Consider the following 26921-nt stretch of genomic DNA (forward strand, 5'->3'; position numbering starts at 1 on the left):
GGTTGGGAGTCATTGAGTTGACAGAACCAGACTCAACCACAATCCTGAGTGCATACGACTCAACTTGAAGACGCCGGAGCCTCCGGCCTTCACCACAGACATCGACCAAGCAACACAAGGAGCACATCACATGGCACGCGCTGTCGGTATCGACCTCGGTACCACCAACTCTGCTATCGCCGTCCTCGAGGGGGGCGAGCCCACCATCATCCCGAACGCCGAGGGCGGCCGCACCACCCCCTCCGTCGTGGCCTTCTCCAAGTCCGGCGAGATCCTCGTCGGCGAGATCGCCAAGCGCCAGGCGGTCACCAACGTCGACCGCACCATCTCCTCGGTCAAGCGCCACATGGGCACCGACTGGTCCGTCGAGATCGACGGCAAGAAGTACACCGCCCAGGAGATCAGCGCCCGCATCCTGGCCAAGCTCAAGACCGACGCCGAGGCCTACCTGGGCGAGCCCGTCACCAACGCGGTCATCACCGTCCCGGCCTACTTCAACGACGCCGAGCGCCAGGCCACCAAGGAGGCCGGCACCATCGCGGGCCTGACCGTGGACCGCATCGTCAACGAGCCCACCGCCGCGGCCCTGGCCTACGGCCTGGACAAGGGCAAGGAGGACGAGCTCATCCTCGTCTTCGACCTCGGTGGCGGCACCTTCGACGTCTCCCTGCTCGAGGTCGGCAAGGACGACGATGGCTTCTCCACCATCCAGGTGCGCGCCACCAACGGCGACAACCGCCTGGGCGGTGACGACTGGGACGCCCGCATCGTCGACTGGCTGGTCAAGCAGGTCAAGAGCAAGGACGGCGTGGACCTGTCCAAGGACAAGATCGCCATGCAGCGCCTCAAGGACGCCGCCGAGCAGGCCAAGAAGGAGCTGTCCTCGGCGACCTCCACGAACATCAACCTGCAATACCTCTCCATGAGCGAGTCCGGCCCCATCCACCTCGATGAGAAGCTCACCCGCTCCAACTTCCAGGAGATGACCGCGGACCTGCTCGAGCGCACCAAGATCCCCTTCCACAACGTCATCAAGGACGCCGGGGTCAAGGTCTCCGACATCGACCACGTGGTCCTCGTGGGCGGATCCACCCGCATGCCCGCCGTCACCGAGGTGGTGCGCGAGCTGACCGGCAAGGAGCCCAACAAGGGCGTCAACCCCGACGAGGTCGTCGCCATCGGCGCGGCCCTCCAGGCCGGCGTCATCCAGGGCGACCGCAACGACGTCCTGCTCATCGACGTCACGCCGCTGTCCCTGGGCATCGAGACCAAGGGCGGGGTCATGACCAAGCTCATCGAGCGCAACACGGCCATCCCGACCAAGCGCTCCGAGGTCTTCTCCACCGCCGAGGACAACCAGCCCTCCGTGCTCATCCAGGTCTACCAGGGCGAGCGCGAGTTCGCCCGGGACAACAAGCCGCTGGGCACCTTCGAGCTGACCGGCATCGCCCCGGCCCCCCGCGGCGTGCCCCAGATCGAGGTCTCCTTCGACATCGACGCCAACGGCATCGTGCACGTCTCGGCCAAGGACCGCGGCACCGGCCAGGAGCAGTCCATGACCATCTCCGGCGGCTCGGCCCTGCCCAAGGAGGACATCGACCGCATGGTCAAGGAGGCCGAGGCCCACGCCGAGGAGGACAAGAAGCGCCGCGAGGACGCCGAGACCCGTAACGCCGCCGAGCAGCAGGCCTACTCCATCGAGAAGCTCCTCAAGGACAACAAGGACAAGCTGCCCGAGGACGTTCACTCCGAGGTCTCCGAGGCCGTCACCGACCTCAAGAAGGCCCTCGAGGGCGACGACATCGAGCCGGTCAAGACCGCTCAGGAGAAGCTGAGCTCGGTGGCCCAGAAGGTCGGTGAGGCCATCTACCAGGCCGACGCCGCCGCCCAGGGTGCGACCGACTCCGGCTCCGCCTCCTCCACGGGCTCCACGTCCTCCGACGACGAGGACATCGTGGACGCCGAGATCGTCGACGACGAGGACTCCAAGTGACCGCGGCCGGCCCCACCCCCGAGAACGAGGGCATCGACCCCGAGCTCCAGGCGGCCGTCGAGTCGGCCTTCGAGGAGGTGCCCGACGACGTCCGTGAAGGACTCGCCGAGGGCTCATCCGAGGGCGCGGCCGGCCAGTCCGACGCCGCCTCCCCCGACGGGGAGGCGGCGGGGGACGACCCCCTGACCCGGGCTCAGGCCCAGGCCGCGCAGGCGGCCGACGACCTGGCCCGGGCCCGGGCGGACCTCTACAACCTCCAGCAGGAGTACCAGGGGTTCGTGCGTCGGTCCCGCGAGGGCGCGGCCTCCCACCGGGACGCCGGCGCCGCCGGCGTCGTCGAGGCCCTCATCCCGGTCCTCGACGAGATCGAGCTGGCCCGCCAGCACGGCGACCTGACCGGCACCTTCGAGACCACGGCCGGCAAGCTCGAGTCGATCCTGGCCGAGAAGTACTCCCTGGAGCGCTTCGGTGCCGTGGGCGAGGTCTTCGACCCCACGGTTCACGAGGCCCTCATGGCCACCGAGTCCAGTGAGGTCACCGAGCCCACCATCGCCGCGGTCCTCCAGCCCGGATACCGCCTGGGCGAGCGCGTCGTGCGCGCCGCCCGCGTCCAGGTCGCCAACCCGGCCTGAACGGCGCCTGCGCGCCAACCACCCCGGTCCGACGTCGGACCCGGACCCGCCAGAGACGCTGGCTCGGGTCCGCCGTCGGCCGAGATGCCCCACGAGCCCTTCAGCTCAACAGCAACACGAAGCAGCAAGAAGTAACAAGAAGTAATCAGTAAGGAAAACCCACGATCACCCGGATAAGGAGGCGGTGACACGAACATGGCCAGTCAGGACTGGATGACGAAGGACTTCTACGCGGTCCTCGGCGTGAGTAAGGACGCCGACGCCGCCGCCATCAAGAAGGCCTACCGTACGCTCGCGAAGAAGTACCACCCCGACCGCAACCCCGACGACGCCGCGGCGGCAGAGAAGTTCAAGGAGATCGGGGAGGCGTACGCCGTCCTGTCCGACGAGGCCGAGCGCAAGCAGTACGACGCGATCCGCTCGATGGCCGGAGGCGGCGCCCGCTTCCAGGCCGGAGGCCCGGGCGGGGCCGGTGGCGCGGCCGGGTTCGAGGACATCTTCTCCTCCATGTTCGGCGGCCAGAGCGGAAACGTCCGCTTCGAGACCGGCGGTGCCGGTGCCCAGCCGGACCTCGACGACCTGCTGCGCATGTTCGGCGGCACCCCCAGCCCCACCCGCTCCGGCGGGCGCCCCGGCCCCTTCGGCTTCGGGGGCTTCGGCTCCCAGCCCCAGCCGCAGAAGGGCTCCGACGTCCTGACCTCGGCCGCGCTGGACCTGCGCGACGCCGTCGCCGGCACCACCGTGGAGCTGACCGCGGACGGACGCACCATGAAGGTCCGCATTCCCTCGGGCGTGCGCGACGGCCAGAAGATCCGCCTGCGCGGCAAGGGGCGAGCCGGCCTCAACGGCGGCGAGAACGGCGACATGGTCGTGTCCATCAGCGTCAACAAGCACCCGGTGTACTCCATCGACCCGGTCGACGGCGCCAACCTGCGCATGGACCTGCCCGTCACCCTGCGCGAGGCGGCCCTGGGTGCCACGGTCGAGGTCCCGTTGCTCGACGGCACCACCTCCAAGATCAAGATCAAGCCCGGCACCTCCTCAGGAACCGTCATGCGCCTGCGCGGCAAGGGCGCCACCACCCGGAAGAAGACCGGCGACCTGCTGGTCACCATCGAGGTGGCCGTGCCCAAGAAGCTCTCCAAGGCCGCCAAGGAGGCCCTTGAGGCCTTCGATGAGGCCATGGGAGACACCGACCCGCGGGCGACCCTCATGGAGGAGGCCGGCAAGTGAGCCGGCGTCGGGCCGGGCAGGGCCTGGGCTACCTGGCCGAGGACGCCTCCGAGCGCGCGGTCTACGTGGTCTCCGTGGCGGCCGAGCTCGCCGGGATGCACCCCCAGACCCTGCGCCAGTACGACCGGCTCGGACTGGTCAGCCCCGCCCGGACCCGCGGGCGGGGCCGGCGCTACTCCCACCGTGACGTCGAGCGCCTGCGCCGCATCCAGTCCCTGTCCCAGGAGGGCATCAACCTCGAGGGCATCCGCCGTATTCTCGACCTGGAGGCCCGTGTCGAGGAGCTCGAGGCCGACAACGCCCGCATGCGCAGCCGGGAGGCCGTCGTCCAGCGGATCTTCGCCGCGGCCGCCGACGGCGAGGTCCAGGTCGTCGCGCCCGGTCGACGGAGCCGCGGCCACGAGAGCCGTCGCCCCGAGCCGGGAGGCGGGCGCCCGACGAACCCGGCCGATGTCGCTCCCGGGACGAGCCCCGTGAGCACGGCGCTCGTCCCCACGAGGTCCGGGCGATTCCCGCAGCGCTGACGAGGACAGGGTCGGGTCTGCCGGGGGAATGATCCCCCAGGGGAATGATCCCCCAGGTGGGGGAGGAAGGCCGAGCCGTTTCAACCGTAAGGTGGCTGGCATGCGGATGACGACCTCCTTCACCGGCTCCCGGGGTGTGCGCTACCCCGCCCCCGACGTGGCCCGCGGTCTCATGCTCCTGCTGATCGCCGTGGCCAACGTCCCGTCATGGAACAGGATGCCCGACAACTTCCTCGGCACTCGCCCGGCATCAACAGCTGATACCTGGTGGGTGTTCGTCCGGGTGCTCCTCGTCGACCACCGGGCCTACCCGCTGTTCGCGATGCTGTTCGGCTTCGGGCTCATGACCATGATCAACCGGCGCATCGCCTCCGTGACGCAGGCCTGTCTCCGGTCCCTCCCGGGCGTGGACGCCGGCCGTGAGCCGACGCCGCAGGAGGAGGCCTGGGCCCGCGAGCAGGCCACCCTCGACGCCCGGCGCCTCGTGCGACGTCGGGGCTGGTGGATGATCCTGTTCGGGTTCGTCCACGGCATCATCTTCTCCGGCGACATCATCGGCGCCTACGGTCTGGTCGCCGTCATCCTCGCCGGGTGGCTGGCCCGCAAGAGGTACACCCATCTGTACGCCGTCGGTGCCATCATCATGCTGGTAGCCACCGGCAGCTTCCTGGCGATGGGCTTCGCCTCCCCGGAGAGCACCGCCGTGTGGTCCGGACAGCAGCAGAGCCCGGCCTTGACGGGACTTCCCTGGTTCGTCATCAACATCGAGGTGTGGACCATCGCTTTGTTCGCTCAGGTCCTGATTGTACTGATCGTGCCCGCGGCGGTGATCGGCGCGCGTCTGGCCGACACCGACCTCATCACCCAGCCGGATCGGCACCGCCGCCTGCTCGTCCTGGTGGGGATCGGCGGCCTGGTCATCGGGGCGCTCGGAGCGCTCCACAGCGCCCTGACCGGTGTGCTGCCCATCTCGGAGTGGCCGTGGGACGCCGCCGCCAAGGAGCTCTTCGGCATTGTTGGCGCCTGCGGCTGGCTGGCGCTGTTGGCCCTGTACGCCGGCGGCCCGCCGCCGGACGGGCGACTTACCGGTGTGCGCAGGCTCGCCTCCGCCGTTGGGCGCCGGTCCATGACCGTCTACCTGTCCCAGACGATCCTGTTCGGGACCATCTTCGTCCTCATCCCGATCCTGGCCACCGGCGAGCGCCTGTGGGTGGGGCAGGCCGCAGCCGCCCTCATTGCGCTGGCGGTCTGGGCCGTGACCGTGGTGCTGTGCGCGGTTCTGGAGCGCGGCGGTCATGCCGGGCCCTTCGAGACGCTGCTGCGCACCGCCGTGGCCCGCAGCGAGCGCAAGCGTCCGGTGACGGCGCCGCCTGCCCAGCCCGTCACCCAGCCGGGGGCGTAACCCTCCGCCTCAGCGCACACACCGCCCTGCCCGGGCCGTCCTCCGGAAGAATGGCCGGGGGACGGCCTCCACCTTTCGGCGGACGTGATCTCGGCGCTTAAGGCGGACGCCGCGTAGTGACCGGCTTTCATACGGTCGAGTCATGAACACGACGACCTCGCTCGCGACATCCTTCACCGGCTCTCGCGGCCTGCGCTACCCCGCTCCCGACGTCGCCCGCGGCTTCATGCTGCTCCTCATCGCCCTGGCCAATATCGGCTTCTGGGTCTCCGCGCCCTCCGACTCACAGGGGCGTGCCGTGCTGTCCGCGGCCGACAGGACCTGGGGCGTCCTCAACGCCCTGCTCATCCACCAGCGCGCCTACCCACTGTTCGCCCTGCTCTTCGGCTTCGGGCTGGCCACGATGATCAACCGCCGCATCGCCTCCGGCACCCGCGCCTACTGCCAGGGGCTGACCGGCGGGCTCCGGGCGCCGTCGGCCGCCGAGGTCGACCGGGCCCGGGAGCAGGCGATAGTCGACGCCCGCCGCCTCGTGCGGCGCCGCGGCCTGTGGATGGTGCTGTTCGGGCTGGTCCACGGCATCTTCTTCCCCTCTGAGATCATCGGCGCCTACGGCATCGTCGCCGTCGTCTTCGCCGGATGGATCGCCCGCAAGCACCACAAGCGCCAGCTGACGGTGTGCGTCCTCGTCCTTCTGATCCAGGTCGTGCCGGTGATCCTGTCGATGCTGTCCGCGCCCGACGCCGGAGCGGCCGCCTCCGCCGCAGGGAGCACCGTCCCGGCGGCCGCGGCCCCCACCGAGTCGGCTGAGTCGGCCGAGTCGGCACTGTCGACGCTGCCCTGGTTCGTGACCAACGTCGGTGAGTGGCTCAGCCTCGCCATCGGGGTGGCCCGCACCACGATGGTTCTTCCGGCCGCCTTCCTCGGTGCCCGACTGGCCGACTCGGGCCTCATCGCCCACCCGGAGCGTCACCGTGGTCCTCTGGCCGCCGCCGGGATCGGTGGGCTGGCCCTCGGGGCGCTCGGAGCGCTCCACGAGATCCTGGCTCCCCTCACAGGCTCTCAGCCCTGGGAGATCGATCCCACGTTGATCATGGTCCTGGGCCTGGCCGGAGGCTGCGGCTGGCTCGCCGTGCTGACCCTCTACGCGGGTGGACCGACGTCGGACGGCCGGCTGACCGGCCTCAGGTGGCTGCTCGCCGGCGTGGGACGCCGCTCCATGAGCGCCTACCTGTTCCAGACACTCATGTTCGCCACCATGTTCGTCGTCATGCCGAGACTGACCGGGACCTCCCTGACGCTGGGGCCTGCGGCGGCCGCCGGGGTCGCGGCGATGGTCTGGCTGACGATCGTGGGCGCCTGCGCCGTCATGGAACGACTCGGCATGCCCGGTCCCTTCGAGATCCTGCTGCGCACCGCCGTCGCCCGCAGCGAGCGTAGCCGCACGACCCCGCTCGTCGAGCGGGCTCCTGCCCGGAACGCGGCGGCGCCCCTCGTGCAGTCGGGGAACACGACAACGCTGACCGCCCATGCCCACGCGCAGGCTCCCGGCCGCCACGTGCTCGCGGGAGCCTGAACCGCAGCCGGTTGCTGGACGCGAGTCCTCGGCGAGGCGAGTGCGAGGATGAGGAGCCCTGGCCCTCCGGGAGGAGAGGCCGGGGCTCCGTTCATCCCCAGGGTGGAGCGGATCGGTGGGAGTGAACGGATCCTGCGGGGGAGGTGCGGATCACTGCCGATTCCTACCGTGGAGGACATGAGCCTCACGACCTCCTTCACCGCCTTCCGAGGCCCGCGCTTCCCAGCCCCGGACGTCTCCCGCGGCCTCATGCTCCTGTTCATCGCGCTGGCCAACACTCCCTTCTGGGTCGTCACCACACGCTCCTCCGCCCCCGGCGACGCCGTCGACACGGCCTGGCTGTGGGTGCGCACCCTCCTGGTCGACCACCGGGCCTATCCGCTGTTCGCGATGCTGTTCGGCTTCGGGCTGGCCACGATGATCAACCGGCGCATCGCCTCGGGGACGCAGGCCTGTCTCCAGTCCCTCCCGGGTGTGGACGCGGGCCGTGAGCCGACGCCGCAGGAGGTCGCCTGGGCCCGCGAGCAGGCCACCCTCGACGCCCGCCGCCTCGTGCGACGCCGAGGCCTATGGATGATCCTCTTCGGCGCCGCCCACGCCGTGCTCTTCTCCGGCGACATCATCGGCACCTACGGACTGGTCGCCGTCGTCTTCGCCGGATGGCTCTCCCGCAAGCACTGGAAGCGGGCCACGGCCGTCAGCGCTGTGGTCACCGCCCTCGTCATCACGACGATGTACACCATGGGCAGCTTCGTGGCGGCTCAGGGCCTGAGCGCAGCGGCGGGTGGGCAGCCGCAGGCCACCGGCGCGACCACCCCGCTGTCCCAGGCCGTCGCCAGCGTGACGTCCTGGGGCGGAAACACGGTGTTGACGGTGCTCCTGTCCATGGTGCTCCCGTCGATGTTCCTCGGTGCCCGCCTGGCCGACACCGATCTCATCGCCCACCCCGAGCGCCACCGCCGCCTCCTGGCCGCCGTCGGCCTGATCGGTCTGGGAGTCGGGGCTGCAGGAGGCGTGGGGTACGCCATCTGGTCCACGGGCGGGCACCTGGCCGCCTGGGCCGCTCCCCTTCACGAGGTCACCGGACTGGCCGGTGCCTGCGGCTGGCTCGCCCTGCTGGCCCTCTACGCCGGAGGGCCGACGTCGGACGGAACGGCTCGTCGAGAGCTGACGGGCCCGCGCCGGATGGCCTCCGCCGTCGGGCGGCGCTCCATGACCGCCTACCTCACCCAGACCCTGCTCCTCGCCGCTGTCTTCCTGATCGTGCCGGCCCTGACCGGGATCGAGCTTCACCTGGGAGAGGCACGGGCCGCGGGGATGGCGCTGGTGGTCTGGTTGGTGACCGTCGGTCTGTGCGTGGCGCTGGATCGCGGTGGTCACGCCGGTCCCTTCGAGACCCTGCTGCGCACCGCCGTCGCCCGCAGCGAGCGCCGACGCCGGCTCCCGGCGCCTCCCTCTCCGGCTGCCCCGGTGGAGCATGGTGTGTCTCCCGACGTCTACGAGCTGGTTCGCTGATGGTCGGAGACACGTTTCGGTGCGCGAGTCCATGGGGAGATCTTCCCCGGCGGTCATAGTGGACGCACCGCCCCCGTATTCCCCGGGGCTCCCGCATGGTGGAACGGCGGATAACCGCCCCAACAGCGCGAAATCTCCCCACATTCCGGGTGTTGTGAGTCGTCCTGCAAGATGTGAGGGTTGACCTTTCCGTTTCACAGGGCAGAGTAGACGCGGTAGCCTGCCTGCGTCCCCAACACTGAAGGAAGCGAACAGTCTCATGACTCAGCCCCCCAACCCCGGTCAGCCCTTCTACCCGCAGCAGCCCTCCGCTCCCTCCGCTCCGGCAACGGGTCAGCCCTACCCGCCCCAGCAGCAGTTCCAGGGCGGTCCCGGTGCCCCGGGTGGTCCCGGCGCCCCCGGTCAGCCCTTCCCGCCGGCGCAGGCAGGGGACAGCTTCATGGGTAACCTCTTCGACACGGCCAAGCCCTTCGCTGAGAAGTTCGGCAAGGTGTTCTTCTACATTGCCGCCGCTGCCCTGATCGTCAGCTGGTTCTACTCGGCCTACAACACTGGCGAGGCCAACGGCACCTATGACACCGACACTCTGAGCCGCAGCTTCAACTTCGGTCGGTTCCTTCTGAGCCTGCTCCTGGACGCCCCCTGGACCTTCGTGCAGATCGGTCTGGTCCGTCTCTTCGTGGAGCTGGTCATCAACTCGGGCAAGAAGAACTAGCAGCTCCCAAGCGACGCTCTCCAGCGGACCCTCGGATCCGCAGCCGGCCTCGTGCTTCTGACGGCCGCCAACCCGTGTGGTTGGCGGCCGTCAGCCGTTGATGCCCGGTGCGCCGGCGTCGGGTTCGGCCTCGCCTCCGGGCAGCTCGAGGACGGCGGTCAGTCCGCCGGCGGGGTTGGCGCTCAGGTGGAGGGAGCCGCCGTGGGCGGTGGCCACGGCCGTGACGATCGCCAGGCCCAGCCCGTGCCCGGATCCCCGGGTCCGCCCCCGTCCCTCACCGCGGACGAAGGGCTCGCGCAGGGACTCGACGCTGTCGGCCGGTACCATCGGGCCGTCGTTGCGGATCGTCAGTCGGACGCCGTCGGCCAGGTGCGCCATCCCGACCGTGATCCGGCCGCCCTCGACGTTGTAGCGGGCCGCGTTGCGCAGCAGGTTGGACACGCTCTGGCGCAGCAGCACCGGATCGCCCGGGACCCGGGCGGGCAGCAGGCGGGTGGACAGGTGCAGGTCGCGCTCGGCCACCTCCGGGGCGATGAGTCCCAGGGAGTCGCGGACCGTGGCCTCCATGTCCACGTCCTCGTGGGCCAGCCTGCCGGACTGGGCGTCGGCCAGGTCCAGGAGGGCGTCGATCGTCTCGCGGTTGGCGTGGTTGGTCTCCAGCACCCGGGTCAGGACCCGGCGCAGGTCCTCGGTCGAGGCCTGCGGGTCTGACAGGGCGACGTCGATCATCGTCTGCGTGGTGGCCAGGGGCGTGCGCAGCTCGTGGGAGGCGTTGGCCGCGAAGCGGCGGTGCACCGAGAAGGAACGCTCCAGCGAGGCCAGCATGTCATCGAAGGTGTCAGCCAGGTCGTGGATCTCGTCGCGCGGCCCGGACAGGGCCAGGCGCTGGCTGAGGTCGCCCGAGGCGGCGCGCTTGGCCACCGCGTTCATCGAGGACAGGGGCCGCAGCATCCGCCCGGCCAGCACCCAGCCGACCGTCCCGGAGACCACGGCCAGCAGCATGAGCGCCCCGACGGCGGAGCGCAGGATGGCGCCCAGCAGCTCGAACAGGTTCGTGTCCACCTGGGCGACCTGCGGCGTCGTCGGGTCGATCGCGGGATCCTGCTGGGGCGGGCCGAAGGCGATGGAGAGCGTGATGTAGCGGGTGTAGAAGTAGACCAGGACGATGAGGATCGCCCCCGAGAGCGTCACCAGGCCCGCGTAGGTCGCGGTCAGACGGGCCCGGATGCTCAGGTGCCGCGGACGGCGAAGCCGCTCCTCCGGAGCGCCGCCGGAGCCGGCCGGTGGATGGCCTCCGGCGCCTCCGCCGGTGCCCGTGCCCGCCCCGTCCTCGGGCTGCGGTCGAGCGGCGCCGGTCATGCGCTGAACCGGTAGCCGGCGCCGGGAACCGTCTGGATGACCCAGGGCTCGCCGAGCTTGCGACGCAGGTGCGAGATCGTCACCCGCGTGGAGTTGGTGAAGGGATCGGCGTTGGCGTCCCAGGCCTTCTCCAGCAGCGTCTCGGCGCTGAGGACCCCGCCCTCGGCCTCCATGAGCACCTGGAGGACCGCGAACTCCTTGGGGCTCAGCCGGATGAAGCGCCCGTCGCGGTAGACCTCCCGGCGGAAGGGGTCCAGGCGCACCCCGTGGGCCTCGAGGACCGGGGTGCGCGCCGGCTGGCTGCGCCGTCCCAGGGCCCGCAGCCGGGCCACCAGCTCGGGGAACTCGAAGGGCTTGGTGAGGTAGTCGTCCGCCCCCAGCTCGAAGCCGCCCACGCGTGCGTCCAGCGTCCGCGATGCGGTGAGCATGAGGATCCGCGTGCTCGGGTGCTCGGCGACCACCTGGCGGCAGACCTCGTCGCCGTGGACCACGGGCAGGTCCCGGTCCAGGACGAGGATGTCATAGTCATTGGTCGCCACCTGCTCCAGGGCGCCGGCCCCGTCGCCGACGACGTCGACGGCCATGGCCTCGCGCCGCAGGCCCGTGGCGATGGCCTCGGCCAGGTACTCCTCATCCTCCACGACGAGTACGCGCATCGTCCCGTCCTCCTTCTCGCTGCTTCTCTCTGTCTTCCACTGTGTGCCGGGCCCGTGGGCAGCCACTGGACGGTCCCGGCGGCATCATCCTTCTTCTACCCAACCAGGGGCCGTGTTACCAGCACATAAGCGAATTCCTGAAGGTTCTCGCAACGTCGGTCCCGGTTGGCTGGGGGACATCACCGGGCGTTGTACCGCACCCCGGCCGACCTCCCCGGCACTGACCGGTACCGAAAGGATCTCCCTAACCATGAAGAAGACGAACCTCTCCCTGCGAGCCCTTGCCCTTCTGGCCTGCGCGGCCTGCGCCGTCGGCATGACGGCCGGATGCAAGACCTCCGCCACCGACAACGCCAAGGAGGCGGCCTCCCAGGCGGCCTCGCAGGGGAGCAATGACGACTACCTGCTCAAGCTCACCCAGTGCATGCGGGGCAAGGGCATCGACGTCTCCGACCCCGACTCCAAGGGCAATGTCGCGATCCCCCAGAACGAGGCCGCCACCAAGGCCGCCCAGGAGTGCGAGAAGGAGGTCGGACCCGCCCCCGGCACCGAGGACCTCTCCAAGCCCGAGGTGCAGCAGGACCTGGTCAAGGCCGCCCAGTGCCTGCGCAAGGAGGGCTACGACGTCCCCGACCCCGAGGCCGGCAAGGGGCTCCAGATCAACGGCGAGATCCCCCAGGACGTCATGAGCAAGTGCGTCTCCAACCTGGGGAACAAGTGACCATGACGACGCACAGCACCCGGCGTCGGAGCTTCCTGGCCATGGGCGTCGGAGCCGTCCTGGCCGCCGGCGCCGGGGCCGGGGCCTTCGCCACCCGCTCCGGGCCCTTCGCTGCCAAGCCGCAGCCCACGACGTCGTCCTTCACCGGCGCCACCGACACCATCACCAAGGGCGACCTCCAGGGCGAGACCTCGGTGACCGGCACCCTGCGCTACGCCGAGGCGCGCAAGCTCAAGGCCGGCTTCGAGGGCGTCCTCATCCAGGTGCCCGCCTCCGGCACCGTCCTGACCCAGGGCGACGTCCTCTACCGCACCGGCACCGAGATCGCCTACCTCATGCACGGCTCCCTGCCCGCCTGGCGCAGCTTCGAGGCCGGTATGGACAACGGTGAGGACATCCGCCAGCTCGAAACGGTCCTGAGGGACCTGGGCTACTTCGACTACGAGCCCGACAACCACTTCAGCTGGGCCACCACCAGCGCCATCATGAAGTGGCAGAAGGCGGTCGGGCTGCCCCAGACCGGGACCATCCCCCTGGGGCGGATGGTCTTCGTCCCCGGGGACCTGCGCGTGGGAACGGTCAGTGCTCGTGTCGGGGACCGCGTCGCCGCCGAATCCGAGCTCTACGACGTCACCTCCACCACCCAGGTGATCGACGCCAACGTCAAGCTCTCCGACCAGAAGCTGGCCGCCGTCGGCACCGCCGTGACCATCACGCTGCCCGACGCCAAGACCACGACCGGCACCATCACCTCCGTGGGCACCCCCACCGAGAAGACCTCCGGCTCAGGATCCGGCGCGGGCGGCAACGAGACGAAGGAGAGGGTCATCCCCATCACCGTCACCCTCGCCGACGCCTCCGCGACCGCCAACTTCCAGGAGGTCTCGGTCACCGTGGCCCTGCCCAGCGAGAAGCGCGAGGGCGTCCTGTCGGTGCCCGTGGGCGCCCTGCTGGCCCTGAGCCCCAACGAGTACGGCGTCGAGATCGTCGAGTCCGGCGGCTCCACGCGCAAGGTGCCGGTGACCGTCGGACTGTTCGCCGGCGGGCGCGTGGAGATCTCCGGGGACGGCATCTCAGAGGGGCAGACCGTGGTGGTGCCCCAGACATGAGCCGCATCCTGTCCCTCAAGGACGTCCACCGCACCTACGGGGAGCCGCCCGTGGCCGCCTGCGCGGGCGTGAGCCTGGAGGTCGACGACGGCGAGTTCGTCGCCATCGTCGGCCCCTCCGGCTCGGGCAAGTCCACGCTCCTCAACCTCATCGGCACCCTGGACCGGCCCAGCTCGGGCACCGTCGAGATCGACGGCGTCGACGTCGGCTCCCTGTCCGACGCCAAGCTCTCGGCCCTGCGCGCCAGCCGCATCGGCTTCGTCTTCCAGCAGTTCCACCTGGCCGACGGCGTCAACGCGGTCGACAACGTGGCCGACGGACTCCTCTACAGCGGCATCCCCCGCTCCGAGCGGCGCCGCCGGGCCCGGGCCGCCCTGGAGCGCGTGGGCCTGGCCCACCGCCTCGACCACCGCCCCCATCAGATGAGCGGCGGCGAGCGTCAGCGGGTGGCCATCGCCCGCGCCGTCGTCGGCGAGCCGCCCCTGCTGCTGGCCGACGAGCCCACCGGGAACCTCGACTCCGCCTCCGGGGCCTCGATCGTCGAGCTCCTCCACGAGCTCCACTCCCAGGGAACCACCGTCATCGTCATCACCCACGACAACGAGCTGGCAGCCCAGCTGCCCCGGCAGATCGCCATCCGCGACGGCCGCGTCGTCGGGGACTCCAGCCGCAGGTCCAACCACAAGGAGGTCGATCGTGCAGACCACGCAGCCACTGCCGACGTCAGTGCCGTCCGCGCCGACGTCGCCGCCTCGGCCTGACCGGGCACCGGCCGGCAGGTCGCAGGAGGGCGGCAACGCCCACGGCGCCGAGCGTCCCGAGGCCTCGACGAGGCCGTTCCAGCGCTCGCGGCTGCGCCTGTCCGACGTGCTGCGCCTGGGGGGAACCGGGATCAAGGCCCGACCCACCCGTGCCTTCCTGTCCGCCCTGGGCATCGCCATCGGTATCGCCGCCATGATCGCGGTGGTCGGCATCTCCGCCTCCAGCCGGGCCCAGCTGGCCGCCCAGCTCGACTCGCTGGGGACCAACCTGCTGACGGCCTCCGCCGGGCAGGACCTGTTCGGCAAGTCCTCGTCCCTGCCGCAGGACACCGTCGGCAAGGTCCGGCTCATCGAACACGTCGAGAGCGCCTCGAGCACCGGCCTGGTCAAGAACGCGCTGGTCTACCGCAGCCCGCTCATCGACAAGAACGCCTCCGGCGGCATCACCACGATGGCCGCGGACCGCTCGCTGCTCGACGTCGTGGCCGGGCAGGTCGACCGGGGCACCTGGCTCAACGAGGCCACCAGCCAGTACCCGGCCACGGTCCTGGGGCACACGGCCGCCCAGCGCCTGGGCGTCGTCACGCCGGGCACCAAGGTGTGGATCGGCGGCAGCTGGTTCACGGTGGTCGGCATCCTCAAGCCGGTGGTCCTGGCCCCCGAGCTCGACTCGGCCGCGCTCATCGGCCAGGGGGTCGCCACCAACCTGCTGGGGCACGACGCCAAGCCGACGACGGTCTACACCCGCAGCCAGGACTCCGCCGTCGCCCAGGTGCGCCAGCTCCTGGCGCCGTCGATCTCTCCGCAGGCCCCCAGCGAGGTCAAGGTCTCGCGGCCCTCGGACGCGCTGGAGGCCAAGAACGCGGCCGACAAGGCCTTCACCGGCCTGCTGCTGGGCGTGGGCTCCATCGCCCTGCTCGTCGGTGGCATCGGGGTCGCCAACACGATGATCATCTCGGTGCTCGAGCGCCGTCGGGAGATCGGCCTGAGACGGTCCCTGGGGGCCATGCGCAGTCACATCCTCGTGCAGTTCATGACCGAGGCGCTGCTGCTGGCCACCCTGGGCGGCTCCCTGGGGTGCGTCATCGGCATCGGGGTGACGGCCGCGATGTCGGCCGCCAACGGCTGGCCCTTCAGCCTGCCGGTGGTGGCGATCGCCGGCGGGCTGGGCGTCACCATCGTCATCGGGGCCCTGGCCGGCGTGTACCCGGCCGTGCGAGCCTCACGCACTCCTCCGACGGCCGCGCTCAACGCGCAGTAGCGGCCGGGAAGGGCCGGGAGGCCCGAGGAGGAGGCGGATCAAGACGTCCCGGTGGGAGACGGCTGGGCCCTTGCGCCGACGGCGCCGGACTGCGGTGACCGGTGCAGGCGGCGCACGGGAGACGGGCTCAGATGGACCGGGACCGCGCGAGGGCCCCGCACAGCTCAGTGCGGGGCCCTCGTTCCTGCGATCAGAAGACCGCGGTGCCTGGGGTCAAGCAGGCTCTCAGCCGAATCACTCCGTGCCGAGCTTGCCGTCGACGGCGTCGCGGGCGGTGTCGATCTTGTCGTCGTACTTGCCGCCGGTCGCCTTCTTGGCCACGCCGGCTGCGGCGTCCAGCGCCTTGTCGCTGATCGCCTCGGCCTTGTCGGAGCTGAGAGCGTCACCGGCCTTCTTCGCCAGGTCATCAAGTCCCATGTGTATCTCCTTCCGTCGGGTGGCCGGACGTCGGACGACGACGGCCTCGTCCGAATAGTGCCAGGTTTGCGCCGGTACGTCACCTATGGGGGTGCCTCTCCGCCCGGGCGGAGGCAGGCTGCGCGCCACGCGGTCCTGGTCGGGGACGTTCGACGCCGTCGGGGACCTTTTCCTGCGGGCGGGGACGTTCTGCGCGGCCGGGGACGGAAAGCCTACACCCGCACGGGTGGAATGTCCCCGTTTGGAAGGCGGGTGCACCCGCACGGGTGGAATGTCCTCGGCGAGGACGCCTCGGTCCCTCACCACTGCCAGGTGGGGCGGGCGGGGGCGCCTGCGGCGTCGGCCAGGAGGACGGCCTCGCGCACCCGGCGTGTCAGCAGCGACAGGACGAGCCGGTAGGAGTCCTCCACCATGTCGGCGGCGGTGTCGGGCCGGTAGTCGGGGCTGGTGAGGTCGATGCTCGCCCAGTGCCGCTTGGACTGGTGGAAGCCCGGCTCCACCCAGCTGTAGGTGGACCGTACGGCGACGACGTCCTCGGGGTCGAGCTTGACGTTGGCCAGGAGGCGGCCGTCGGTGTGGGGGATGAGCAGCAGGAACAGGCGGGTCCCCACGGAGGCCACGGGGATGTCCCACTCGGGCTTGTCGCCGGCCCAGGCGCCGGGCAGGCCGGCCGCGTGAGCCAGGAGGTCGTCACGGCGGGTGGCCACGGCGTCGTCGTCGACGCGGGCGGGGCGGGTACCGCCGGGGTGGGGCAGAGGCTCGATCATCGACGTCGAGCCTACGTTGTCCTCCCGGCCGGGGACATTCGACGCCGTTGGGGACCTTCTGTCTTGGCCGGGGACATCTCGCGCGGCCGGGGACGGAAGAACTGCACCCGTACGCGTGACATGTCCCTGGCCGGGAGATTGCTGCACCCGTACGCGCAGGATGTCCCCGTACGTGTCGGCAGTCCTGGCAGGTCAGTCCGGGACGACCTCCAGGAGCTCGCCGACCGAGCAGCCCAGGGCCTCGCAGATGGCGCTGAGCGTGGAGTAGCGGATGGCCTTGGCGCGGTCGTTCTTGAGCACCGAGAGGTTGACGGTGGTGACCCCGACCTTCTCGGAGAGCTCCACGAGCGTCATCCCGCGGGCGGCCAGCAGCTCATCGAGGTGGCAGACGACGTGGCTCACACGAGTCCCTCGGTCTCTTCGCGCAGGGCGGTGTTCTCCGCGGCCAGGGAGCTGGAGCGCTGATAGAGGCGGTGCAGGGCGAGCAGCAGGTGCGTTGCGAGGATCAGGACGATGACTTCCTTGAGGGTCGGGATGTCGTTGCCGGTGGGGATCGACCCGCTCAGCTCTTCCGCTCCCGTGCGGGCGTTGGTGAAGTACTCGTCGGAGATCCCCAGGCTTGTAATCTGCAGCATCAGGGAGCTCAGCGTCTGTCCCAGCAGGAGCCAGAACAGGTGCCCGCCCCGGGTGAAGAGCTGGTCGACGAATCCCGGCCGGCCCGGGCGGATCGCGGCGATGAACCGGACGAAGGCGACGGCGCAGGCCGCGATGAGGACGAGGTGCACGGTGATGAACAGGCCGGTGAAGAACTGCGCGCCGCCGGACAGTCCGTGCACGGTCCCGTAGGTCGTCGAGTGGCCGGAGCTCATCTCCACCGTCGTATGACCGAAGGCCAGATGCTCCTCCGACACCGCGCTGCTATCCGTGAATTCCAGGAGCAGCCCGCGGCCGTTGACGAGATCCCACAGGTTCGATCCGAGCATGTAGAAGGGGGAGAAGCACAGCAGGGCCAGCAGGAATGAGGTGAAGGCAAGGCTGACGGGACCGACGCCGGCGTCCTGGCCGGCTGCGGCGTCGGAGGAGGCCTGGTCGGCGGCAGGATCGGCGTCGACGTCGGTGTCTTCGGTGTCTGAGGAGGCTTCGGTGCTTGCGGTCATGACGACGCTCCATATCGACTATCGATGTATCGATACTCGATATGGTGTGCCCGTGTGCCGTGCGCTGTCAAGTGCTTGGAGAAGGCGGAGATCGACGGCCTTGCTCATCTTCTTCCCGTCGGGGACATCTCGCGCGGCCGGGGACGGAAGAACTGCGCCCGTACGCGTGACATGTCCCCGGCCGGGAGATTGTCGCACCCGTACGCGCAGGATGTCCCCGGCCGTGCTCGAGGACGGTCCTGGTGGATGTCATGCAGCCGGTTGACCGCCGGACTCGGCGGCTCGACTCAGTCGACTCGGCACTCAGTGGATCGTCTCGATGACGGTTGTCTTCAGCTCGTCAATGGTCTGGCCGCTCGATCCGGCATTGATGGAGATGATGGCGAACTTCCCCTTCTCCTTCGTGGGGGCTGCGATCACGGCTCCATTGACCGTCTGACCCTCAATGCTGGCCGTGTAGCTGAGTATGGCGGCCTCGCCGTTGGCGGTCTGCTCGGTGGAGTATCCGGTCGAGGTTCCACCGGGGACCTGGGAGATGGCGGGGCTCAGCTCATCCTCGCTCGGGGCCGAGGTGGCGGGGATGAGGGTCTTGGAGACGTTGACATTGCCGAGGTACGGGGTGAAGCCGTTGTCGGGAGCCCGGTAGTAGATGTCTGACGAGGAGTCCAGGGGGGTGCTCTGCCAGTCCTCGGGAATCGCCAAGGCGACACCGGCGGTGGGGGCGGTCACCTCCTGGTATCCCGCGGGGGTCTCCTTGGGGAGGTCGTTCTTCGTGGCGCTGGCGGAGGCCTTGCCACCGTCCTTGTCGGTCTTGTCGGTCTTGTCGGCCTTGCTGTCCTTGTCATCGCTCTTAGTCGAGTCCGCCGAGCCGTCGGATGCGGCCGAGCTGGATGAGCCGGAGTCCGAGTTCGGTGTGCTCTGCGAGCAGGCGGTCAGAACGGGGGCCGTGGTCAGGGCGAGGGCGGCCAGCAGGGTCGCGGCGGTGCGTGCGGTTTTCATGATGCTCCTATAGGTGAGGAGGAAAGGCCTTATCAGAACACCATGCTTCGCTGGATATCTTCTATGGGGACGGCTCCCCGCCCCGGCGGAGCGGTCAGTGGGCCGTCTCGATGATGGTGGACACGATGGCGTCGACCTCCTCCGCGGTGCCGGCCGTCACGGCGATGCGGGCGTAGGTGCCGCCCGACGTCGGAACGGCGACCACCGCCCCCGGCGTCTGGATGCCCTGAATCGGCGCGGTCGAGGTGTCGATGGCGGCCTCGCCGTAAGTGGACTGCCTGGTGGCATAGCCCGTCGGTGTCCCGCCGCGCTGGGTGATGAACTCGTCCAGGCTCGCCTGGGACGGGGGCGTCGACGACGTCTCGGCCTCCTTGGCGACGGCCGCGCTGTTGAAGGAGCGACTGCCCGGCGAGAACAGCCCGTAGAACGCGTCGGTGCTGCTGAGCTTCTCGGAGAAGGTCGACGGGTCCACGCCCTGGACGCGGGCGATGAGCGTCTTCTGGGCCTCGGTGAGGGCGTTGAGGTCCTGCCAGTCCTCGGGCACGGCGAAGGTGATGCCGACCGTCGGGGCGGTGACTGCCTGGTGGCCTGCCGGGATGGAGGGGGCCACGCCGGCGCTGCCGGAGGCGCCTGCGCCGGGCTGCGTGGCCGCGCCGGCCCCGCTCGACGCCGTCGTCGCGGACGCGGGGGTGGAGGTGGTTGTTCCGGCGGGACCCGCCGACGAGGAGCCGCTCTGGGAGCAGCCCGCCAGGATGAGGACAGTGGTCAGGGCGAGGGCGGCGCGCGTGGCTCTCATAGTTTCTCCGGGTGGGGGCTTTATCGTGACGTGACCTTACCCGCGTCATCGAACGGCGGTGTTTCAAATGGTCGGTTGGCGTGCCGGGAGCATCATCAGCGGCATCGCGTCCAAGGGGATGCGGAGAAGTAGTCCACCTCACCGGCGGTTCAGAAAGTTGAGCGGAATAGACTCAACTCCGCGGCGGTTGAGGTGGCCAGAAGACGCAAGACGTTACCAACCTCGAAGGAGGTCCATATGGACACGAACTACACCACGAAGTCGCAGGAGGCGATCTCCGGGGCCATGCAGGCCGCAGCCGCGGCCGGCAACCCCCAGATCGAGCCGGCGCACCTGCTCGTTGAGCTCCTCTCCCAGCCCGACGGCGTCGCCGCGGGACTCCTGGCCGCCGTCTCTCCCGACGCCGCGGCCCGTCAGGCCGTCGGCGCCGCCGCTCGCCGCATCCTGACCCAGCTGCCCGCCTCCTCGGGCTCCTCGATGACCCAGCCCCAGCCCTCGCGCGCCCTGCTGGCCGCCCTGGAGGCCGCCTCCGCGGTCGCCAAGGAGCTCGACGACGAGTACATCTCCACCGAGCACCTGCTCATCGGCCTGGCCAAGGGCGACGCCTCCGGCTCCACCCCCGCCGTGGCCCGCATCCTGGCCGACGCCGGCGCCACCCCGGACGCCCTCATCGAGGCCCTGCCCCAGGTCCGCGGCTCCTCCCGCGTCACCTCGGCCAACCCCGAGGGCACCTACAAGACCCTTGAGAAGTACGGCACCGACCTCACCGAGGCCGCCCGTGAGGGGCGCCTCGACCCGGTCATCGGCCGCGACGCCGAGATCCGCCGCGTCGTGCAGGTCCTGTCCCGGCGCACCAAGAACAACCCGGTCCTCATCGGTGAGCCCGGCGTCGGCAAGACCGCCGTCGTCGAGGGCCTGGCCCAGCGCATCGTCGCCGGCGACGTGCCCGAGTCCCTGCGCGGCAAGCGCCTCATCGCCCTGGACCTGTCCGGGATGGTCGCCGGAGCCAAGTACCGTGGTGAGTTCGAGGAGCGCCTCAAGGCCGTCCTCAAGGAGATCAAGGACTCCGACGGCGAGGTCATCACCTTCATCGACGAGCTGCACACCGTCGTCGGAGCGGGCTCGGGCTCTGACTCCTCGATGGACGCCGGCAACATGCTCAAGCCCATGCTCGCCCGCGGCGAGCTGCGGATGGTGGGTGCCACCACCCTGGACGAGTACCGCGAGAACATCGAGAAGGACCCGGCCCTGGAGCGCCGCTTCCAGCAGGTCTTCGTCGGTGAGCCCAGCGTCGAGGACACCGTCGCCATCCTGCGCGGCATCGCCCCCAAGTACGAGGCCCACCACCAGGTGACCATCTCCGACGGCGCCCTCGTGGCCGCCGCCACCCTGTCCGACCGCTACATCACCGGTCGCCAGCTGCCCGACAAGGCCATCGACCTGGTCGACGAGGCCGCCTCCCGGCTGCGCATGGAGCTCGACTCCAGCCCTGTCGAGATCGACGAGCTGCGCCGCCGCGTGGACCGCATGCGCATGGAGGAGGCCTACCTCGACGAGTCCATCGAGGACGTGACCAAGGCCGACCCGGCCGACGTCGACCGCCTTGAGCGCCTGCGCGCCGAGCTGGCTGACGCCTCCGAGGAGCTGGCCTCGCTCAACGCCCGCTGGGAGGCCGAGAAGGCCGGCCACAACAAGGTCGGCGAGCTGCGCGCCGCCCTGGACGAGATGCGCACCCGCGCCGACCTGGCCGAGCGCGAGGGCAACTTCGAGGAGGCCGGTCGCCTGCGCTACGGCGACATGCCCGCCCTGGAGCGCCAGATCCGCGAGGCCGAGGCCGCCGACGACGCCGAGGAGGCCGTCGGTGACCCGATGATCGCCGAGAAGGTCGGTGCCCCCGAGATCGCCGAGGTCGTGGGCTCCTGGACGGGGATTCCCGTGGGCAGGCTCCTCCAGGGCGAGACCGAGAAGCTCCTGACGATGGAGGACGTCATCGGTGAGCGCCTCATCGGGCAGGCGGCCGCCGTGGCCGCCGTGGCCGACGCGGTGCGCCGCTCGCGGGCCGGCGTCTCCGACCCCGACCGCCCCACCGGCTCCTTCCTCTTCCTGGGCCCCACGGGCGTGGGCAAGACCGAGCTGGCCAAGTCCCTGGCCGAGTTCCTCTTCGACGACGAGCGCGCCATCGTGCGCATCGACATGTCCGAGTACTCCGAGAAGCACTCCGTGGCACGCCTCGTGGGCGCCCCTCCCGGGTACGTCGGCTACGAGGAGGGCGGCCAGCTCACCGAGGCCGTGCGGCGTCGGCCCTACTCCGTGGTCCTGCTCGACGAGGTCGAGAAGGCCAACCCCGAGGTCTTCGACATCCTCCTGCAGGTGCTCGACGACGGCCGCCTCACCGACGGCCAGGGACGCACGGTCGACTTCCGCAACGTCATCCTCGTGCTCACCTCGAACCTGGGCAGCCAGTACCTCACCGACCCGCTCACCAGCCCCGAGGAGAAGCGCAACGAGGTCATGAGCGTGGTTCAGTCCTCCTTCAAGCCGGAGTTCCTCAACCGCCTCGACGACATCATCATCTTCGAGGCGCTCACCAAGGAGGAGCTGGGCGAGATCGTCGAGATCCAGCTGGCGCGCATCGCCAAGCGCCTCAAGGACCGGCGCCTGAGCCTTCACGTGACCGACGCGGCCCGCAGCTGGCTGGCCGACGAGGGCTACGACCCCGCCTACGGGGCCCGGCCGCTGCGCCGCCTCGTCCAGCGCGAGATCGGCGACCGCCTGGCCCGCATGCTGCTGGCCGGGGAGGTCCTCGATGGCCAGCGGGTCATCGTCGACAGGGTCGACGGCGGTGACGGCCTGACGCTGCGGGCCGAGGGGGAGGCGCACCTGCCCTCCGCGGCCTCGGCGGTATCACCGGCCTGAGCCGGGACGGCCGCCGAGCCGGGCGGCGACCGGTCCGATCGGGTCGCACAGACAGCGAGGGGCGGATCCACCAGTGCGGTGGTTCCGCCCCTCGTGGCGTCCGTGGAGGCGCGCGCCTCAGCCGGGCTGGTTGTCCTGGGTGGGCCAGGCGTTGTACACGCAGCCGCCGGCTAGCTCGTGGCTCTGCTGGGCCATGAGAGGGGCCTTGAGGCCGGCGCCGGCGCAGAACTCGTGCTCGTGCCCGAGGAAGTGCCCCACCTCGTGGTTGGTGACGTAGGTGCGGTAGGAGTCGACGTCGGGGTAGGTGACGGAGCCCCAGTTCCAGCGGTCGGAGTTGATGACGACGTTGGTGGCGTTGCGGCAGCTCCACATGCCGCCGGTGTCCAGCGGCGAGCACAGGGCGTCGGCGGTGGGCGGCGTGGCGATGTTGAAGACGAAGTCCGCGGCGGCCGGGTCCGCCACCGGCTCGAAGGAGGTGTTCTGCGCGGTGGGCCAGCCGCGCTCGTCGTTGAGGGTGCTCTCGACGATGGGGGCGGCGGCCGCGGCGTCGACGTGGGTGCCGCCCTCGACCTGAAGCACGTAGCGGTAGACGGTCCCGGCCGCGGGCCGGGTGACGGGCACGGCCGGGGCGATCGTCCAGGTGCCGTCGCCGACGGCGTCGGAGTGCGCGAATCCCTCGGCGTCCAGTCGCGGAGCAGGCAGCGTCGAGGCCGACGGGCTTGGTGAGGCTGATGGGGCGGCTGTTGGCGAGGCCGCGTGCCTCGCGCTCGGTGGAGCGGATGACGGACCCGCCTCCGCCGGGGCCGGCGACGGAGTCTCAGTGGCGGCCGAGTCCAGCGGCAGGGCGAAACCGGGGTGGAAGCCCCAGACGCGTAGACCGACGACGATGAGGACCAGTGCCACCACCACGGTGGTGCCGTACAGCAGGCGGCTGCGACTGCGGCGTCGCTGACGTTCTTGCCGGGCGACGACGAGGGCCCGCCGGCTGGCGGGGTCGGGGCCTTCCGACGAATGGCGATGCGTGGAGTGCTGGCCGGCCGGGCTGCGGCGCAGAGCGGCGGGAGTCCTGCGGCGTCCTGAGGCCGACGACGAGGCGCGGCCGGGGCCCCGCCTGGAGCGGGAGGGACGCCGCGGCGGCTGCGGAGTCGAGGGGCTCATATCGCCATCGTAGGGTGTTCGGGCCCGGTTAACCTGCCGGGAGGTACCCCGGCGCGCGCAAGGTCACATGCGGCCTCCGAGTGCGCAAACGGCTCTCCGGAACGACTTTCGGTTGATTTACCAAGACAAAGGTCGTCCGCAGCCGGATGCCGGTCTAGATGATCTCGTAACCGATCTCGGGGGCCAGGGCGGTCAGCAGGGCGTAGAGCGTGGCGTCGGCCAGCGGAGCCGTGTCCCGGGGCAGTGTCGGCAGGCTGTCCTGCGCAGGGGAGAACAGCACCGTCATGTCCTGCCCGGTCATCGTGGAGCGGGTGCGCAGGCCGTCGACGTCGGGCAGCTGATCCCTGATGGCCCGGGCCCAGGCGCGACACGTCGACCGGGGAGCGCTGTCGAGACTGACTGAGGCTCCGTTGCGCAGGGCCCAGGTGCTGGTGAGGTCGAGCAGGCGCAGCGGGCGCGTCGCCTCCCACACCTGCAGGAGGGGCATGTCGCTGCGCGTGTCGATGAGGCGGGTGTCGGCGAAGACCTCTGCCACGCAGGTGAGCAGGTCGCCGGCGGTGTACAGGACGCCGCAGTCGGGGTGCTCTCCCGACGGCGGAGGGTGCGGGTCCCAGCGACACCGCGGGTGCGGCCCCCAGGTCCTCATCTCTCCCCAGGGCAGGGGGAAGCTGCTGGCCGCGAAGGCGATGCGGGCGAGCTCGGCGCGCTCCACGGTCAGTACGTCCTCCGGGCGGGTCTGGAACGCCGACGGCGGCCGCGGAGGATTCTTCGGGCGGGGGCTCACCGGTGGTCCGCGTCGGAGAGCCGCTGAACGACCTCCGCCGGGTCTCCGCCGGCGATCAGCCACTGCCTGGGGGCCATCCCGTCGAGCAGCTCGGGGTCCGCCGTCGTCATCCGGGCCTCGACGGTCGCCGGTGTCAGCCCCTCCCTCAGGGCCGGTAGGACCGTTGCCAGTCCCGGGAGCGGGTGACCGTCGTGGAACTGCCACGTCGGAAACCTCAGTGATCGACCCTCGGGATAGGCGTAGAGGGAGCGTCCGGCCGCGCGGGTGATCGTCGTCGTCGCGCGGCCGAGCAGGGTGGCGACCTGGCGCGTGCTCAGGGACCGCGCCAGGTCGCAGGCGGCCCGAACGGCCTCATGCTGGGCAGTGACCTGTTCGGCGTACGCACGGTCCGACAGGATCCGCTCAACCTCGCGGGCTGTGGCCTTGGTCCGTCCGCGGGGAGTGGTCCGGGTCAGGAAGTCGGCCATGTCGGCTGTCAGGGGGGCGACGCCGTCGTGTGACGTGCGGGCGGCGGCGTCGCGCATCGCATCAGCAAGCTCCTGGTCGCTGAGGTCGAGGTCATCGAGCAGTCCGGCGAGCGCAGTCATGGCATGAGTGTAATGCATCGAGTTCGCATGTACATGCATTCGTAATGCGTTTCGGGGTGCTTCTCAGTCGGTCCTGGGCGCAAGCCGCTTCTCGAAGCGGAACATGAGGTCGTCGTCCTTGTCGTCCGGGGCCACCGGACTCACAGTGCGGTCATGGGGGAGTGCTGCCGGGCTGACAGGCCGGCGCCCAAGAGTGGAGGCACGGAGCCCGGGCGACCCTGGGCGATCCCGGCAACAAGGATGAACGACAAGGACGACCGTCGGCGCAGCGGTAGAGCCCCACCGCACCGTCCGCCGTGCCGACCCTGCTGATCCGAGGAGATGCACCATGACCCTGTCCACACCGATCAACCCCGCCCAGTCCGTCACCTCCGGAGACGTCGCGCTGCGCAGCTGCGACCCGGGAGTCTCCTTCGCCATGAGACGCCGCAGCCTCCTGATGGCCGGCTTCGGCCTGGAAACCGCCGGACTCATTGCGGCCTGCAGCATCTCCGAGGCGGCGAGCGCCGCCGACTCCTCCGCAGGAGCCGCCGGCTCGGAGTCCTCCTCCGTCGCGGTGAGGACCGTCAACGGCGGAGCGGCCAGCGGGCCGACCTCGGGCGGCGTCACCGTCTCCTGACGTGGCGACGCGGTCTCGGCAGTGCCGACGGTGGTCCGTCTCATGTCGGCACGAGACGGACCACCGCATGTATTTGAACCGGAAACAAGATTTCCGTAAGTGTTACGAAACCGTGACCCGGATGGCCGTGCCATGCGAACCTGCGTATTCTCATAAGATCATCTGGGTGGTGGGTGGGCATGCGGGTGGGGGTGGATCCCAGTCGTTGCAACAGACCGCGCGGTCGGAGATCTCTACGCTGGTAGGGGCCGGTTAATTGTGTGAAAACAGAGATCAAGTCGTCACCCACGTCACGGGGAGGGCACGTGGAGGTCACACTTGAGCGGATTATTCCGATGAGCGCCATTCTGCCTTGCAATTCCCTTACTGGAAGGTGCCATGATTCGGCCATGAACACTGTCAGTACCCCGACTCCGCCTCCAGCTGCCCCGGCTAGGCGGCGCGGACCCGGGCGCCCCCGAGCGGGCAGTGAGGACAAGCGAGCACGCATCCTCAACGAAGCCGTGGTTCTCTTCGGAGAGCACGGGTATGCCGGCACCTCCCTGGCCGACATCGCCAACGCAGCAGACATTTCCAAGGCCGGGCTGCTGCACCACTTCTCCTCCAAGGACGAGCTCTTCGCCAAGGTGCTTGAGCGTCGTGACCACGAGGACGCCCTGAGCATCCTGGTGGAGTCCCCGACGGCCGAGGACGTCGCCGTCGAGGCCCCCGTGGACGCCGTCGGCAACGTGGACACCCTGGACGTCGCCGGTTCCGCCGCCGATATCGACACCGACCCGTGGGCGCTGCTGGACCGCTATATCGAGCTGCTTGAGCGCAACGTCGCCCACCGCGACCTCACGGCGATCTACACCGCCACGGCGGTCTCGGTCCTCGACGCCGCGCACCCCGCGCACCGTTGGATGGCCGACCACCTCAACGGCGCCGTCGAGCGATTCGAGGCCAGCTTCGAGGCCGGCAAGGCCGCCGGGCTCGTGGACCCGCAGATGCCCTCGCGTCTCGTGGCGCGCAGCCTGGTCGCCCTCACCGACGGGCTCCAGCTGCAGTGGCTGTGCTCGACGACGCCTGACACGGCGGCCTCGGAGTCCCTGGGTACCGACCTGGTGGCGGAGATCCGCCTCTACGCCGACTGCCTGCGCAGCCAGTGGGCCTTCCAGGAGACCCCGGAGACCCCGCAGCGACCCAAGGCGGCCTGAGACCGGCTGAGGCCGGCTGAGGCGGCCTGCTCCCCTCAGCCGAGCCGTTCGGTCCCAGTCCTCAACGA

At 70.2% G+C, this 26921-nt stretch carries 26 protein-coding genes; 15 read left to right on the forward strand and 11 right to left on the reverse strand.

Going from position 1 to position 26921, the window contains the following annotated elements:
* The first annotated feature begins 130 nt into the window (after positions 1 to 130).
* From dnaK to HCR68_RS08130, 8 genes are all read left to right on the forward strand, one after another.
* Positions 131 to 1993: a molecular chaperone DnaK gene (gene dnaK / locus HCR68_RS08095; protein WP_167148440.1), complete on the forward strand. Its 1863-nt coding sequence runs from the start codon at positions 131 to 133 to the stop codon at positions 1991 to 1993.
* Positions 1990 to 2625 (forward strand): nucleotide exchange factor GrpE, encoded by a 636-nt coding sequence (gene grpE / locus HCR68_RS08100; protein WP_167148442.1) that lies wholly within the window; start codon positions 1990 to 1992, stop codon positions 2623 to 2625. Before dnaK ends, grpE begins: the two co-directional genes overlap by 4 nt.
* A gap of 195 nt (positions 2626 to 2820) precedes the next feature.
* Positions 2821 to 3858, forward strand: a complete 1038-nt coding sequence (locus tag HCR68_RS08105; RefSeq protein ID WP_167148444.1) for a DnaJ C-terminal domain-containing protein — start codon at positions 2821 to 2823, stop codon at positions 3856 to 3858.
* Entirely contained in the window at positions 3855 to 4382 is a 528-nt protein-coding gene (locus tag HCR68_RS08110) for a helix-turn-helix transcriptional regulator (RefSeq protein ID WP_167148446.1), read from the forward strand. Before HCR68_RS08105 ends, HCR68_RS08110 begins: the two co-directional genes overlap by 4 nt.
* A gap of 100 nt (positions 4383 to 4482) precedes the next feature.
* Positions 4483 to 5784 (forward strand): DUF418 domain-containing protein, encoded by a 1302-nt coding sequence (locus tag HCR68_RS08115; RefSeq protein WP_167148448.1) that lies wholly within the window; start codon positions 4483 to 4485, stop codon positions 5782 to 5784.
* A 142-nt stretch (positions 5785 to 5926) separates the two neighbouring features.
* Positions 5927 to 7360, forward strand: coding sequence for a DUF418 domain-containing protein (locus HCR68_RS08120; RefSeq protein WP_167148450.1), 1434 nt, complete (start codon positions 5927 to 5929; stop codon positions 7358 to 7360).
* 177 nt (positions 7361 to 7537) lie between these two features.
* Positions 7538 to 8875: a DUF418 domain-containing protein gene (locus tag HCR68_RS08125; protein WP_167148452.1), complete on the forward strand. Its 1338-nt coding sequence runs from the start codon at positions 7538 to 7540 to the stop codon at positions 8873 to 8875.
* Between the two features lie 259 nt (positions 8876 to 9134).
* Entirely contained in the window at positions 9135 to 9590 is a 456-nt protein-coding gene (locus HCR68_RS08130) for a collagen-like protein (RefSeq protein WP_167148454.1), read from the forward strand.
* 90 nt (positions 9591 to 9680) lie between these two features.
* Here the strand turns inward: HCR68_RS08130 and HCR68_RS08135 are convergent, their stop codons facing one another.
* Complete coding sequence (locus HCR68_RS08135) at positions 9681 to 10949, reverse strand: ATP-binding protein (protein ID WP_167148456.1); 1269 nt, start codon at positions 10947 to 10949, stop codon at positions 9681 to 9683.
* Complete coding sequence (locus tag HCR68_RS08140) at positions 10946 to 11605, reverse strand: response regulator transcription factor (protein ID WP_167148458.1); 660 nt, start codon at positions 11603 to 11605, stop codon at positions 10946 to 10948. The genes HCR68_RS08135 and HCR68_RS08140 overlap by 4 nt, the downstream gene beginning before the upstream one ends.
* Before the next feature lie 250 nt (positions 11606 to 11855).
* Between HCR68_RS08140 and HCR68_RS08145 the strand changes: the two genes are divergently transcribed.
* The 4 genes from HCR68_RS08145 to HCR68_RS08160 are packed head-to-tail and all read left to right on the forward strand — an operon-like array spanning position 11856 to position 15457.
* The gene (locus tag HCR68_RS08145) at positions 11856 to 12326 is read left to right on the forward strand and encodes a hypothetical protein (protein ID WP_167148460.1); all 471 of its coding nucleotides are present in this window, start codon (positions 11856 to 11858) and stop codon (positions 12324 to 12326) included.
* Positions 12327 to 12328: 2 nt separating this feature from the next.
* Positions 12329 to 13435 carry a peptidoglycan-binding protein gene (locus HCR68_RS08150; protein ID WP_167148462.1) on the forward strand — a complete coding sequence of 369 codons (1107 nt, stop codon included), beginning with the start codon at positions 12329 to 12331 and terminating at the stop codon, positions 13433 to 13435.
* The gene (locus HCR68_RS08155; protein ID WP_243859004.1) at positions 13432 to 14196 is read left to right on the forward strand and encodes an ABC transporter ATP-binding protein; all 765 of its coding nucleotides are present in this window, start codon (positions 13432 to 13434) and stop codon (positions 14194 to 14196) included. Before HCR68_RS08150 ends, HCR68_RS08155 begins: the two co-directional genes overlap by 4 nt.
* The gene (locus tag HCR68_RS08160) at positions 14132 to 15457 is read left to right on the forward strand and encodes an ABC transporter permease (RefSeq protein ID WP_243859005.1); all 1326 of its coding nucleotides are present in this window, start codon (positions 14132 to 14134) and stop codon (positions 15455 to 15457) included. Before HCR68_RS08155 ends, HCR68_RS08160 begins: the two co-directional genes overlap by 65 nt.
* A gap of 234 nt (positions 15458 to 15691) precedes the next feature.
* On the opposite strand, the gene HCR68_RS08165 is transcribed toward HCR68_RS08160, so the two are convergent.
* From HCR68_RS08165 to HCR68_RS08190, 6 genes are all read right to left on the reverse strand, one after another.
* Positions 15692 to 15874: an Rv0909 family putative TA system antitoxin gene (locus HCR68_RS08165; protein WP_167148464.1), complete on the reverse strand. Its 183-nt coding sequence runs from the start codon at positions 15872 to 15874 to the stop codon at positions 15692 to 15694.
* A 299-nt stretch (positions 15875 to 16173) separates the two neighbouring features.
* Entirely contained in the window at positions 16174 to 16641 is a 468-nt protein-coding gene (locus HCR68_RS08170) for an MmcQ/YjbR family DNA-binding protein (RefSeq protein WP_167148466.1), read from the reverse strand.
* A 192-nt stretch (positions 16642 to 16833) separates the two neighbouring features.
* A complete protein-coding gene (locus HCR68_RS08175; RefSeq protein WP_126414894.1) occupies positions 16834 to 17043 on the reverse strand; it encodes a helix-turn-helix transcriptional regulator in 210 nt (69 codons plus the stop codon).
* Positions 17040 to 17798 (reverse strand): hypothetical protein, encoded by a 759-nt coding sequence (locus HCR68_RS08180; protein WP_167148468.1) that lies wholly within the window; start codon positions 17796 to 17798, stop codon positions 17040 to 17042. Before HCR68_RS08180 ends, HCR68_RS08175 begins: the two co-directional genes overlap by 4 nt.
* Positions 17799 to 18101: 303 nt before the next feature.
* The gene (locus HCR68_RS08185) at positions 18102 to 18797 is read right to left on the reverse strand and encodes a hypothetical protein (RefSeq protein ID WP_167148469.1); all 696 of its coding nucleotides are present in this window, start codon (positions 18795 to 18797) and stop codon (positions 18102 to 18104) included.
* A 94-nt stretch (positions 18798 to 18891) separates the two neighbouring features.
* Positions 18892 to 19593 (reverse strand): hypothetical protein, encoded by a 702-nt coding sequence (locus HCR68_RS08190; protein WP_167148471.1) that lies wholly within the window; start codon positions 19591 to 19593, stop codon positions 18892 to 18894.
* Positions 19594 to 19830: 237 nt separating this feature from the next.
* Here HCR68_RS08190 and clpB point away from each other — a divergent pair, with 237 nt between their 5' ends.
* Entirely contained in the window at positions 19831 to 22509 is a 2679-nt protein-coding gene (clpB, locus tag HCR68_RS08195; RefSeq protein WP_167148473.1) for an ATP-dependent chaperone ClpB, read from the forward strand.
* A gap of 117 nt (positions 22510 to 22626) precedes the next feature.
* Here clpB and HCR68_RS08200 read toward each other — a convergent pair whose 3' ends face one another.
* The 3 genes from HCR68_RS08200 to HCR68_RS08210 form a co-directional block, all read right to left on the reverse strand.
* Entirely contained in the window at positions 22627 to 23667 is a 1041-nt protein-coding gene (locus tag HCR68_RS08200; RefSeq protein ID WP_167148475.1) for a DUF3152 domain-containing protein, read from the reverse strand.
* A gap of 154 nt (positions 23668 to 23821) precedes the next feature.
* Entirely contained in the window at positions 23822 to 24451 is a 630-nt protein-coding gene (locus HCR68_RS08205; RefSeq protein ID WP_167148477.1) for an RES family NAD+ phosphorylase, read from the reverse strand.
* Positions 24448 to 25038 (reverse strand): hypothetical protein, encoded by a 591-nt coding sequence (locus tag HCR68_RS08210; RefSeq protein WP_167148479.1) that lies wholly within the window; start codon positions 25036 to 25038, stop codon positions 24448 to 24450. Before HCR68_RS08210 ends, HCR68_RS08205 begins: the two co-directional genes overlap by 4 nt.
* Positions 25039 to 25366: 328 nt before the next feature.
* Here HCR68_RS08210 and HCR68_RS08215 point away from each other — a divergent pair, with 328 nt between their 5' ends.
* Both HCR68_RS08215 and HCR68_RS08220 read left to right on the forward strand, forming a co-directional pair.
* Positions 25367 to 25657 carry a hypothetical protein gene (locus HCR68_RS08215; RefSeq protein WP_167148481.1) on the forward strand — a complete coding sequence of 97 codons (291 nt, stop codon included), beginning with the start codon at positions 25367 to 25369 and terminating at the stop codon, positions 25655 to 25657.
* Between the two features lie 389 nt (positions 25658 to 26046).
* A complete protein-coding gene (locus HCR68_RS08220; RefSeq protein ID WP_243859006.1) occupies positions 26047 to 26853 on the forward strand; it encodes a TetR/AcrR family transcriptional regulator in 807 nt (268 codons plus the stop codon).
* The last annotated feature ends 68 nt before the right edge of the window (positions 26854 to 26921 follow it).

Source organism: Actinomyces sp. ZJ308 (assembly GCF_011752065.1).
Lineage (GTDB): Bacteria > Actinomycetota > Actinomycetes > Actinomycetales > Actinomycetaceae > Actinomyces.

Bases quoted from the DNA above. Each gene is read 5' to 3' on its own strand.
- HCR68_RS08140 (WP_167148458.1), bottom strand. From the start codon at position 11,605: ATGCGCGTACTCGTCGTGGAGGATGAGGAGTACCTGGCCGAGGCCATC.
- HCR68_RS08155 (WP_243859004.1), top strand. From the start codon at position 13,432: ATGAGCCGCATCCTGTCCCTCAAGGACGTCCACCGCACCTACGGGGAG.
- HCR68_RS08220 (WP_243859006.1), top strand. From the start codon at position 26,047: ATGAACACTGTCAGTACCCCGACTCCGCCTCCAGCTGCCCCGGCTAGG.
- HCR68_RS08185 (WP_167148469.1), bottom strand. From the start codon at position 18,797: ATGAAAACCGCACGCACCGCCGCGACCCTGCTGGCCGCCCTCGCCCTG.
- HCR68_RS08105 (WP_167148444.1), top strand. From the start codon at position 2,821: ATGGCCAGTCAGGACTGGATGACGAAGGACTTCTACGCGGTCCTCGGC.
- clpB (WP_167148473.1), top strand. From the start codon at position 19,831: ATGGACACGAACTACACCACGAAGTCGCAGGAGGCGATCTCCGGGGCC.
- HCR68_RS08135 (WP_167148456.1), bottom strand. From the start codon at position 10,949: ATGACCGGCGCCGCTCGACCGCAGCCCGAGGACGGGGCGGGCACGGGC.
- HCR68_RS08210 (WP_167148479.1), bottom strand. From the start codon at position 25,038: ATGACTGCGCTCGCCGGACTGCTCGATGACCTCGACCTCAGCGACCAG.
- HCR68_RS08180 (WP_167148468.1), bottom strand. From the start codon at position 17,798: ATGACCGCAAGCACCGAAGCCTCCTCAGACACCGAAGACACCGACGTC.
- HCR68_RS08120 (WP_167148450.1), top strand. From the start codon at position 5,927: ATGAACACGACGACCTCGCTCGCGACATCCTTCACCGGCTCTCGCGGC.
- HCR68_RS08165 (WP_167148464.1), bottom strand. From the start codon at position 15,874: ATGGGACTTGATGACCTGGCGAAGAAGGCCGGTGACGCTCTCAGCTCC.
- dnaK (WP_167148440.1), top strand. From the start codon at position 131: ATGGCACGCGCTGTCGGTATCGACCTCGGTACCACCAACTCTGCTATC.
- HCR68_RS08115 (WP_167148448.1), top strand. From the start codon at position 4,483: ATGCGGATGACGACCTCCTTCACCGGCTCCCGGGGTGTGCGCTACCCC.
- HCR68_RS08190 (WP_167148471.1), bottom strand. From the start codon at position 19,593: ATGAGAGCCACGCGCGCCGCCCTCGCCCTGACCACTGTCCTCATCCTG.
- HCR68_RS08150 (WP_167148462.1), top strand. From the start codon at position 12,329: ATGACGACGCACAGCACCCGGCGTCGGAGCTTCCTGGCCATGGGCGTC.
- HCR68_RS08130 (WP_167148454.1), top strand. From the start codon at position 9,135: ATGACTCAGCCCCCCAACCCCGGTCAGCCCTTCTACCCGCAGCAGCCC.
- HCR68_RS08125 (WP_167148452.1), top strand. From the start codon at position 7,538: ATGAGCCTCACGACCTCCTTCACCGCCTTCCGAGGCCCGCGCTTCCCA.
- HCR68_RS08145 (WP_167148460.1), top strand. From the start codon at position 11,856: ATGAAGAAGACGAACCTCTCCCTGCGAGCCCTTGCCCTTCTGGCCTGC.
- HCR68_RS08170 (WP_167148466.1), bottom strand. From the start codon at position 16,641: ATGATCGAGCCTCTGCCCCACCCCGGCGGTACCCGCCCCGCCCGCGTC.
- HCR68_RS08215 (WP_167148481.1), top strand. From the start codon at position 25,367: ATGACCCTGTCCACACCGATCAACCCCGCCCAGTCCGTCACCTCCGGA.
- HCR68_RS08200 (WP_167148475.1), bottom strand. From the start codon at position 23,667: ATGAGCCCCTCGACTCCGCAGCCGCCGCGGCGTCCCTCCCGCTCCAGG.